This window comes from Streptomyces sp. NPDC051664 (assembly GCF_044453545.1).
In the GTDB taxonomy this organism is placed as follows: Bacteria; Actinomycetota; Actinomycetes; order Streptomycetales; family Streptomycetaceae; genus Streptomyces.
Window position 1 is genome coordinate 145,643 of the sequence record NZ_JBITCU010000012.1, and the last position, 9,333, is coordinate 154,975.

Consider the following 9,333-nt stretch of genomic DNA (forward strand, 5'->3'; position numbering starts at 1 on the left):
CGGATTTCGTCTCCGGGCGTGGGTGGGCTAAAGTAATCGATGTCGCCAGGACACCGGCGGCGATCGGGGTGTAGCGCAGCTTGGCAGCGCGCTTCGTTCGGGACGAAGAGGTCGTGGGTTCAAATCCCGCCACCCCGACAGCTGAAACAGCATGACAGAGGGCACGTACTGATTTCAGTACGTGCCCTCTGTCATGCCTGGGGGGCCAAACCGGGGGCCAAAGGCTTTTGATCAAGCCTCGCTGTCGGAGCGCGTGGCCCCGAACTCGAAGATCTCATCCATCGCCTCAGCCCCCTGCGTGATCACGGGGCGGAGCTGTTTGCGGTAGACGGCCTCTGTCGTTGCCTGGCTGCTGTGTCCCACCAGCATCGCGATCCGTTCCAGCGGAATGCCGTGATCGGAGAGCAGCGACACGAAGCTGTGCCGGAGCTCCCGAGGCGTCCACTCTGGCTCAAGGCCTGCCTTCACCACGATGGCCCGGAAGTCGCGGCGCACGTTGGCGGCGTCGAGAGGCTCGCCACTTCTGGTGGTGAAGACGCGCCCCGCGGGGCTCCACTCGATCCCATGGGATGCCCGCTCCTGCTTCTGCCAGCGCAGGTGCTCTTCGAGGACTTCCACAACCTGCTTCGGCAGGGCAATCGTCCGCCGGCTCTTCCGGGTCTTGGTCTCCCCGTGCCGTCGAACAGATCGCCACACCGCGACGTGCGGCGGGACCCCGTTCTCCGTCGCGAGATAGACGTGGTCCCACGTGAGTGGGCGAGCTTCCTCCGTGCGGACCCCACTCAGGAGCGAGAGCACGAGGTAGGCATACAGCCGCGAGCCTCGTGCGGCCACGAGAACCGCTTTGGCTTGCTCCAGGTTCAGCGCCTTGCTCGGTCGCCCCGGCCGCCCCTCTGGCACGGTGACGAGTGCGGCTACGTTCCGCACCGCCTTGTCCCGTCGCTGCGCGTGCTCGATCGACCGGCGCAGGACGGCGAGGACATCCCGAAGCGTTCTGGTAGCCAGCTCTTCGGCCCGTCCCGTCAGCCAGTCGTCCACATCGTCGGCACTGAGATCTTTCAGCTTCGCTCGGCCTACGAACGGGATCAGATGCTTGGTCGCGAGCGTGCGGTTCTTACCTACAGTCTGCTCGTCGCGACCCTTCAGCCCCCGCTCAAGCCAGTCGTTCACGGCATTGGCGACCGTGTAGTTCGCGGGCGTGCGCGCACCGGCCTCGACTTCCTTCTTCAGCTCTCGGATCTTGCCGCGTACCTCGGTCTTGGTCTTGCCGTACACCTTGGGCCGCAGGCGTTTGCCGTCAGGCGCATATCCGAGCGAGACGGCACCCACGAACCGGTTCTTCGCCCCATCCCAATAGATCGTGTCTTCACCGTGCCCCGCCCTACGAGCGGGCTTCGGATTCGTCGTCACTCCGGTTCTTCCTTTCATGGGTGAGGCCGCGCCAACGTGGCGCGGCCTCGGGAAGGGCTGAGATTCAGGCGGCGGATTCGCTCTTGAGGAGTTCGATGTACTCCTCGACGTATTCCGTCGGGACCAGGCGGCGGCGGCCCACCTGCACAGTGCGGAGGCGCCCTCGGCGGATCTCTTCGTAGGCGGTGGAGCGCTTGACCCCGAGCATTTCGGCGGCGGTTTCCACGCGGTGGAGTCGGCGTTGCGGAGTAGATGCGGTCGGTGCCGTGGCCATGGAGGCGTTCTCTCCTTCAGCGTGCGTCCGAGCGGGGCCTGGGGCCCCTTCCTGTCAGGTCCGCTACCTCCGCTACCTCCGCTACCGCCCTGGTCAGGGGCATGATCGAGGTAGCGGATAGGGGTAGCGGTAGCGGATGAATCCGCTACCGGCCCCGACTCTTGCGGGCACGGGACCGGTAGCGGGTAGCGCTTAGGTAGCGGACGGGAAGAGGGTTGCCGCTACCGTTTCCGGGCCGCTGACCTGCGAGGTAGCGGAGGTAGCGGAGGTAGCGGCTCCTGAGGGGGGTGGGGGGCAGTACCGCTGCCACGCGTCGTGGAGATCGGCGGCGTAGTAGCCCTTGAGGACGGTCCCAGCGGACTTGATGTTGCGTGCCTTGAGGGGGGTGTTGTCGGTGGTCATGTACTCGCCGAGCATCTTTGCCAGGCTCCGGGAGTCGAGCGGCCGGCCGCTCATGTCCGCCCATGGGGCTTCGTCCAGCGCGCACAGCCGGTCCAGGATGGCGACGGTCGGCATGCGGTCGATGCCCGCCATGACGTGGTCCCGTAGGTCGGTGAGCAGGCGGATGCCGAGACTGCCCTTATCGTCGGCCCTGGCCGCGTTGACCAACTCCATGCACGCCGTGCGGGCGCGCTCGGGCCAGTCACCGCCCGCCGCGTCCGCGACGGACAGCAGGGGCTCCCACACATCGGCGGGCCGGTCGGTGACACCGTCGGGCATCTCGGGCCACCTGCCCGCGATGTCGTCGCGGACCTGGTCGGCCCACTGAGCAAGCCGGTCCCGCAACTTGTGGCCCTCGGCCTCGTGCAGTCGGGCCCGGAACGGCTCGGCTTTCTCGTTCCTCGCACGTCGCCGCATGCGGATGATGACGGACCGAGTGGTGATCGTGTCCGGCAGGTAGCCGAGCCCGGCGACGGACACAGCGGTGTAGGAGGGGAACTCCACAACCGTCTGATTCCCTCCGTCCCCGATGCACCGGTAGGTGACCCCGGAGCGGCGGTGACCGGCATTCAGGAACCCGCGGAGCTCCTCGTTGTCCCCGGCCTTGGGGCCGAAGACGGTATCGATCTCGTCGAACAGGATCGTGGGCCGTCCGGCCGGGTCGGAAACAGACCGGAAGAGCGCGGCGGCCCGCGCGTTCACCGCCAGCATCGGACGCGGCACGAGAGTCTCCACCACCTCCAGCGCACGGGACTTGCCCGAGCCCGGTTCCGGGGAGAGGAACGCGAGGCGGGGGGTGGAGTCGAACGCGTCCAGGAGGTGGGCGTGCGCGTCCCACAACGCGACGGCCACGTAGGCGGCCTCGCGGGGGAACACGTTGAACCGGCGGTGGAACTGCTCCACTTCGCCGAGCAGCGCGGCCCCGTCGATGGGTGCCGTGGTCTGTGCGGGGGCAGTCATGCGGCGTTCCTCCTGGCGTGGTCGGGGGCGTCGTGCGGGCACTGTCCGACGCGTACGCGGGTGGTCAGTTCGGTGACGGCCTTGCGGCCGCGGGCGCGCTCGTGGTGGCCACAGGCACATAGCCAGTCGGCGATCGGGAACCCGCCCCGCTCCAGTCCTCGGAGATAAAGCCCGGGGCGGAAGCCGGTCGGGGTGGGCGTGCGCGGTTCAGGGAGAACAGCAATGGGGACGGCCTGACGGCCGACGACCTTCAGCGCGCTACTGCCGGACGTGGACGGGGCCGGTTCGGCGATGCCGGGGCCGGGAGGGGTGGCAGGAAGGCTTTTCAGGTCCCGGCGTTGCTGGGGGCTCATGCGGCGGTCTCCCTCGGCCGGCAGGTCCGCATGGACCAGTTGAGGGCGCTGCGCACGGTGGAGCGGCACTCGGCAGCCGACAGTCCGGCCGACTCACCCGCGACCTGAAAAGCCTGCTCCACCTCGTGCCGGGGGAGGTCGCCCCATGCGACGAACCGGCCCACGGCGCGGGCGCTCCTGAGCAGCTGCTCGTTGCGGTCGCCCTCCGGTGCGGTGGCAACAGCCACGGTCTCGCGTTCCAGGGCGACTTCGGCGGCCCGGTTGCCGCACCGGGGCACGTGGATGCGTACCGGCTGTGCGGGCTGCGGGGCTGGGGTGAGAGCGGCCAGCAGCCAGGCGGGGAGTTCGGCTGCGGGGGCGGGGTCGGTGACCTCGTATGCCTGGCCGTTGACGGTGCTGCCGGGGGCGACGACGTTGCCGCCCCATGCCCGGGTGTCGATCCGCTTGGCCAACTTGCCCTTGCTGCTGGGGAGCTGGATGCCGGGTGGAGTGGTGAAGTACAGGTGCATTCCACCGCTCGGAGTCCGCACCCGGTAGGTGATGGGGACGGCCTGCCCGGCGCGCTCGCAGAGCGCCTTGAAGGAATCCACACCGCTAGGTGTGTCCGCATCGTCTTCAGGCTTGGGCATGTCGAGGTCCACGACGACCAGCCCCGACGGGCCCGGCGCGAGACCGACGTTGAACGGCCGGACCGCCCACGCACCACGGATGCGGTCAGCGTCCAGGGTGGCGCGCTGCTCCCACTTCTGATGACCAGCCGCACAGGCCCCGGTGCCGTTGCAGTGGTCCTCTCCGTGTAGTGCGGGGGCTTTGCCGCCGGGCCGCAGCGGGTGGACGTACCAACCGCACTCAGCGGCTTGTAACGCTGCATCGAGCAGCACGGTGTTGGGGTCATGGGTCATGCTGGATGTCTCCAGTTCTGTGAGAAGCACTGGCAGACGAGGGCGGCCCCAAATCATTGGCGTGAGATGAGGGCCGCCCTCGGTCAGTTGTGGAAGCGGTTGGAGTGGGGGTTCTGGTCGCAACAGTCCTCGGCGCACACCTTGTGGACCGGTTCGCGGTCGTGGGAGCGCATCGGCGTGGGCCTGCCGCAGAGCGCGCAGGGAAGGTCGCGGGACGCGTCGAAGTGCCGGGCGTCGCGCCAGTCGAGCAGCGGCATGACTGACCTCCTTGGGTCAGGCGGCCTCGTCGGCGGTGAGCCCACCGTCGTCGGTCTTGCGGAGGGCTCCTGTGGACGTGAGGGCCTTGATCTCGCGGGAGACGGTGCCCTTGTTGATTCCGGTCCGGTCGGTGATGTCCCGCAGGGTGCGAGCCCCGTCGTGCACGGCCTGCAGGACCCGGTCTCGGTTCGTCTCCGTGCCGGCGGACACCGGTGCAGCCGGCTCCTTGACCAGGTGCAGCGGGCTTGCGGCCGGCTTGGCTGTTCCGCGCTGCCAGGTGGGGCGTGCTGGCAGGGCGATCACGTCGGCCGGGGAGAAGGCCCGGGTCATGATCGGGTGGGGCTTGGCCCTCGGTCCGGAGCGCAGCATCGCGACTCCGGGCATCGGCAGCTCGTGGGCGTGCCAGCCGCGTTCGGTCGCGTCCTCTCCGAACACGACGCGGGACTCTGCGGACGTGCTGAGCGCGAGCGCGGCCCGGTAGGTGATCTGCGCGCTGATCTGCGGGTCGATGCCGCCCTTGGCGTCCATGGTCGGCTTCTGCGTGGCCCAGATCAGGATGATCTCAGCGGCCCGGGCCATCCGGGCGAGCGTCGAAAGGTTCTCCATGATCCGTGACCAGTCGGGGTCGCCGGGTTCGTCCTTGGTGCCCTTGACCCGCGTCTTGCGGGCCATCGAGATGACCTCGGCACCCTCGTCCACGAACACCGTGAGTCGGGGCCGCTCTGCGCTGATTTGGATGACGTCCTGACCGCGCGGGATCAGTTCCAGTCGCTCGTGCATCTCCGCGACCAGTTCGTCGGTCACCTCCAGGACGTCTTCCGGGCTGATGGCCGTGCGGGCGCGGTGCTCCCAGTTCAGGGCCTCCACTCGCTTGGGGTCGATGACGATCAGGCGGTGGTCCACGGGCTCCGACCCCTCGGCGAGGAGGGCGCGGGTCGACCAGCTCTTGCCCGAACCCGACGTGCCCGCGATCAACATGCGGCGGCCGAGCGGGACCATGACCGGCTCGCCGGTGATGGTGTCGATGCCCCACGGTGCCCCGGGCGTCCAGCCGTTCAGGTCGATGCCGTCGGCCGCGCTGCGGGTCCGCAGCGTGATCGTGGCCCGGTCGCCGTGACTGCCCGAAGTGATCTCCATGCGCAGATCGGTCCGCGCCCCGAGCAACGCCCGGATCTCGTCCGCCTTCGCCCGGAAAGTCTTCGGCGTCCACCGACCATCGAGGCGCACGTGCGAGACCAGCCCGGCCGGGGTGAGCTTCGCCGGGGTGGGCACGGTGCCGGACAAGCCGCGGGCGTCGGCGTTCTGCACCCAGAACGACGGGTCCAGCCTCGAGGCCAGGCGCCGCTCCTCCGCGCTCATGCCGTCATCGAGCCGCACCGACGGCTGACGCCGCCCCAGCCACAGCCCCGCGACGTTCAACCCGATCAGCCCGGCCGACACGGACGCCGGCCACAGCGTGAGCGCGTGCCCAGCCTCCGACATCAGCCACGAGGCCAGTGCGCCCGGCACCATGTGCGCGGCGTGCGCATGCACCGCGCGGGCCGCGAGAGTGGCCGGGTAGTTCTTCCGCGCCGCCTTCAGCACGGACCGCGCCTGACTGTGATGCTGCCGCGCGGCCTTGTCCGCCGTGCGCGCGGCCCGACGGGTCGCGGACAGCGGGTTGTTGGACGCCTTGCGGGCCGCGCTGCGCTGATTGCGAGCCATCGCGGCAGTGGAGCGGGCGGAGTTGTGCTCCCGCTGCGCCGCCATGAGCGCCTTGAGGTTCTCCGGGGTCCGCAACTGCGTGCGTCGCTCCGCTTCGCGGTCCCAGCGGGCGGCGAACGGCACGCACGTCGGCGCGAGCGCGTCCAACGCTGTGTTGGTTGTAGTGGCGGTGGTCGACCATGCTTGCTTCCAGTCCACGAAGAGTCCTCCAAGACACGTGGATGAGGGCCGGTGCGCCGTTGCGTGGCGTCACCGGCCCGCCCGAATTGCGGTAGTTGGTGCTGCCGGTTGCGTCGACAACGCCGGTTGAACCCCCGCAACCGCCTGTGACCTGCGAAGTTGCGGAGTTGCGCCGTTCCGGGAGGGGGCCCCTACGCGCACGCGCGCGTAGAGGGGCGGAAACTGCCGTCACGCAGCGTCCCTGTGACGCCGCGAGCGGCCGTTCACGGCCTGCGGGGTCTCGACCCACACGCAAGGGGGGTCGGACACCCTGCGGGCCGCCTACGGCTTCCGCCCGTTCCGCGTGGGGCGTGCCCCATGGCTTTCGTCAAGGGAAGCCGGGCCGCCCGAGCTCGAAGTTCGGGAGGACTGATGCAGCCTGGACTCTGCATACTTGGCGTCGGTTGCCTGTGGGGGGAGGGCTGATGAGTGTGTGGGCGGAGCTTGGATGGCGCCTGATCTTTGGGACTGCCTCTTTGGTGGTGGCGCTCAACTACCGCGACGTTGCATGGCGTCTCCATCACTTCATGGCGAATACCGTGGGCGTCAGCCGGTTCCTGACACCTGCGACCGTCAGGGCCACCTTTGGTTTTCTCGCAGTCGCCTTGCTGGTAGAGCTCGCGGTTGGTCTGGCCCGGTCCTGAGAGGACGGGGGTCAACGCCCCTTGCGTCCCAGCCTCTTGGCGGCGGCCTTGCCGTCCGAGCCGCCCACCGACTTCACGACGCTCACCACGCCCCAGGCCATGACCGCGGCGAGGAAGGCGAGCATCGCGAGGTTCGCGGCGATGGCGGTGAGGACGCCGACGAGGAGCGGGCCGAAGTAGACGCCGGCCGCGACCGCCCCGGCGCCGACGCCGGAGCCGAGCGCGATGCGCTGGACCGTGCGGTCCGGCGGGGCCTGGTGGATGTGCTGGTGAACGATCTGTGGCGCGGCCTGCTGTGCGGGCATGACCGGCTGGTTGGTGTAGGTGTAGGTGCCGTCCGGGAGCTGGACGACGCGGGCGTGGATGGGCAGCGAATCCATGGTGCTTCCCTTACGGAGGGCCGCTAAGGTCGCGGCGTGGGGGGACTGGACGTCAAGCTGCGACTGAAGCCGTGCAAGTGGTGCAAACGGCCAATCAAGCAGCGCAGCTGGTGGCGGCCGAAGCGGTACTGCAACCGCTGGCACCACGCGAAATACGGCGTCACGTACCTCGTCGCGCAGGTGCTGGACAACCTGTAGCCGCTCAGTAAAAGCGCTGTTCCTCGTGGCTGATGCAGGTGCCGCACATGCCGAGCGTGGGCGGGATGCAGTACCCGGCGTCGGTGCGGCAGTTGGGGCAGGTACGGCGCGCGGTCATGGCCGCGTCGAGAGCGGCCCGGCGGCCAGGGGTCATGGGCCGGACGGGCTTGGCCAGGTCGATGCGGTACAGGTAGGCGACCAGCGGCCCGCGCCGACGACGCGGGCGCTTCATTTCGGCGGCGACGTCCTGCCCGCCCGGCCGCAAACCCATCGCACGGAGCTGACGGCGGGTCGCCAGACCATCCGGAGCAAAGCGCCACCGGTAGTGGGGAAGCGAAGCCATCAGGCCGACGCCTCAACCGGTCCGGCCGCACGCTCCGCCCGCAGGGTCTCGCGCAGCACACGAGCCTTCGCGGGAGAGGTACGGACCGCCTTGCGGATGCCCTCGGCGGTCAGGTCGCCGACCGTCCAGTCGGCAGTAGCCGATCGGGCCTCGTCGAGCAGTTCATCAGCGGTCCGGACCGGTCGGGCCGATCGAGCGGCGTCCGGCACACGGCCGGTCGCCCCGCGCGGTCGGGTCGACTCGGCCGCAACCGACCGCACCGGGGCCGGCTCGGTCAGATCGACGGAGACGGACGCGGGAAGCGCGGCGGGAGTCTCGGCCGCCGCGATGGGGGTGGGGGTCGACTCTTCCAGGTCAGCAGTAGACCGATTTGTTGATGTATCGACCCATTCGCTGATCGGGGTGGTCTCGATCGGTCGGTGGTGCAGCACCTTCGCGACCAGATCGGAGCCGAAGTAGATCGACCCGACCGGCAGTGACGTGGCGAGCAGCACCAGCGTCCAGTTCGCGGGGTCCCAGTCGGCCAGTCGACCCCAGTCGACCGATCCGCCGTGCAGCTCGGGGACGAGCCCGTGGACGTAGTTCAGGACGAGCGAGGCCAGCGTGTAGGCGGCCAGTACCCGCAGCGCGAACGTCTTGTCCTTGCCGACGAGCACCAGGGTGGCGATCAGTGCGAGCGCCATAAGGCCGTCGACCACGAACGGGTAGAGCGTCGCGGCGGTCTCGTCAGCGCCAACCGCGGTGGCGACGTCGCGCAGCGCGTTCCAGGAAACCCGGAAGGCCATGCCGACCACGGCCACCAGGGCGAGGACGAGCAGCGTTTTGCCGGTCCGGTTCATCACGCCACCGCCCCGGAGCCGGCGCGGTTCGTCAGCTCCCGGCGGGCGGCGAGCACCCGGCGGCGGGCCCGCCGGATACGTCGCTCGTCCAGCTCGTTCGCCTCGCGGTCCAGGGTCATGATCTGCGCGTCCAGCAGCTCGACTTCCGCCCGAATGACGGGCATCTCCAGCTCGATCGCGTCCAGCTCGGCATCCGACGGCTCACCATCGAGCGAGGCCGCCGTAACAAGGTCCTGAAGTGCAGCGATGTGCTTCATGAGTCGTTTTCTCCCTAGCAGGTGGTACGGCTCGAAAGTGGCCCCGGTGTTTGCCCACCGGGGCCGCGTGCCGTCTGCGGGTCGTTCGTGGCTACGAGCGACCACGGCGACCCGACACCGCAGCCCGCCGAAGAGGCGGGCCCGAGTGCCG

At 69.3% G+C, this 9,333-nt stretch carries 13 protein-coding genes and 1 tRNA gene; 3 read left to right on the forward strand and 11 right to left on the reverse strand.

Features of this window, described 5'->3' with window-relative positions:
* Positions 1-64 precede the first annotated feature (64 nt).
* Positions 65-138: transfer RNA gene (locus ACIA8E_RS23105), tRNA-Pro, on the forward strand.
* Between the two features lie 93 nt (positions 139-231).
* Here ACIA8E_RS23105 and xerC read toward each other — a convergent pair.
* From xerC to ACIA8E_RS23140, 7 genes are all read right to left on the reverse strand, one after another.
* Complete coding sequence (gene xerC, locus ACIA8E_RS23110; RefSeq protein WP_399301167.1) at positions 232-1,428, reverse strand: tyrosine recombinase XerC; 1,197 nt, start codon at positions 1,426-1,428, stop codon at positions 232-234.
* A gap of 46 nt (positions 1,429-1,474) precedes the next feature.
* Positions 1,475-1,684 (reverse strand): helix-turn-helix domain-containing protein, encoded by a 210-nt coding sequence (locus tag ACIA8E_RS23115; RefSeq protein WP_399301169.1) that lies wholly within the window; start codon positions 1,682-1,684, stop codon positions 1,475-1,477.
* A gap of 192 nt (positions 1,685-1,876) precedes the next feature.
* On the reverse strand, positions 1,877-3,085 hold the full coding sequence (locus tag ACIA8E_RS23120; RefSeq protein ID WP_399301171.1) for a DUF3631 domain-containing protein: 1,209 nt from the start codon (positions 3,083-3,085) through the stop codon (positions 1,877-1,879).
* Positions 3,082-3,438 carry a hypothetical protein gene (locus ACIA8E_RS23125; protein ID WP_399301173.1) on the reverse strand — a complete coding sequence of 119 codons (357 nt, stop codon included), beginning with the start codon at positions 3,436-3,438 and terminating at the stop codon, positions 3,082-3,084. Before ACIA8E_RS23125 ends, ACIA8E_RS23120 begins: the two co-directional genes overlap by 4 nt.
* Positions 3,435-4,340: a bifunctional DNA primase/polymerase gene (locus ACIA8E_RS23130; protein WP_399301175.1), complete on the reverse strand. Its 906-nt coding sequence runs from the start codon at positions 4,338-4,340 to the stop codon at positions 3,435-3,437. The genes ACIA8E_RS23125 and ACIA8E_RS23130 overlap by 4 nt, the downstream gene beginning before the upstream one ends.
* 83 nt (positions 4,341-4,423) lie before the next feature.
* Positions 4,424-4,597, reverse strand: coding sequence for a hypothetical protein (locus tag ACIA8E_RS23135; RefSeq protein ID WP_399301177.1), 174 nt, complete (start codon positions 4,595-4,597; stop codon positions 4,424-4,426).
* Between the two features lie 16 nt (positions 4,598-4,613).
* Entirely contained in the window at positions 4,614-6,500 is a 1,887-nt protein-coding gene (locus tag ACIA8E_RS23140) for an FtsK/SpoIIIE domain-containing protein (RefSeq protein ID WP_399301179.1), read from the reverse strand.
* 446 nt (positions 6,501-6,946) lie between these two features.
* Between ACIA8E_RS23140 and ACIA8E_RS23145 the strand changes: the two genes are divergently transcribed.
* The gene (locus ACIA8E_RS23145; RefSeq protein ID WP_399301181.1) at positions 6,947-7,165 is read left to right on the forward strand and encodes a hypothetical protein; all 219 of its coding nucleotides are present in this window, start codon (positions 6,947-6,949) and stop codon (positions 7,163-7,165) included.
* Positions 7,166-7,176: 11 nt separating this feature from the next.
* Here the strand turns inward: ACIA8E_RS23145 and ACIA8E_RS23150 are convergent, their stop codons facing one another.
* Positions 7,177-7,545 carry a DUF6251 family protein gene (locus tag ACIA8E_RS23150; RefSeq protein WP_399301183.1) on the reverse strand — a complete coding sequence of 123 codons (369 nt, stop codon included), beginning with the start codon at positions 7,543-7,545 and terminating at the stop codon, positions 7,177-7,179.
* A 36-nt stretch (positions 7,546-7,581) separates the two neighbouring features.
* Here ACIA8E_RS23150 and ACIA8E_RS23155 point away from each other — a divergent pair, with 36 nt between their 5' ends.
* Positions 7,582-7,743, forward strand: a complete 162-nt coding sequence (locus tag ACIA8E_RS23155; protein ID WP_399301185.1) for a hypothetical protein — start codon at positions 7,582-7,584, stop codon at positions 7,741-7,743.
* 4 nt (positions 7,744-7,747) lie between these two features.
* On the opposite strand, the gene ACIA8E_RS23160 is transcribed toward ACIA8E_RS23155, so the two are convergent.
* The 3 genes from ACIA8E_RS23160 to ACIA8E_RS23170 are packed head-to-tail and all read right to left on the reverse strand — an operon-like array spanning position 7,748 to position 9,182.
* On the reverse strand, positions 7,748-8,086 hold the full coding sequence (locus ACIA8E_RS23160; protein ID WP_399301187.1) for an RRQRL motif-containing zinc-binding protein: 339 nt from the start codon (positions 8,084-8,086) through the stop codon (positions 7,748-7,750).
* Positions 8,086-8,925: a DUF2637 domain-containing protein gene (locus tag ACIA8E_RS23165; RefSeq protein ID WP_399301189.1), complete on the reverse strand. Its 840-nt coding sequence runs from the start codon at positions 8,923-8,925 to the stop codon at positions 8,086-8,088. The genes ACIA8E_RS23160 and ACIA8E_RS23165 overlap by 1 nt, the downstream gene beginning before the upstream one ends.
* Entirely contained in the window at positions 8,925-9,182 is a 258-nt protein-coding gene (locus tag ACIA8E_RS23170; RefSeq protein WP_330480352.1) for a DUF6284 family protein, read from the reverse strand. Before ACIA8E_RS23170 ends, ACIA8E_RS23165 begins: the two co-directional genes overlap by 1 nt.
* Positions 9,183-9,333: the final 151 nt, after the last annotated feature.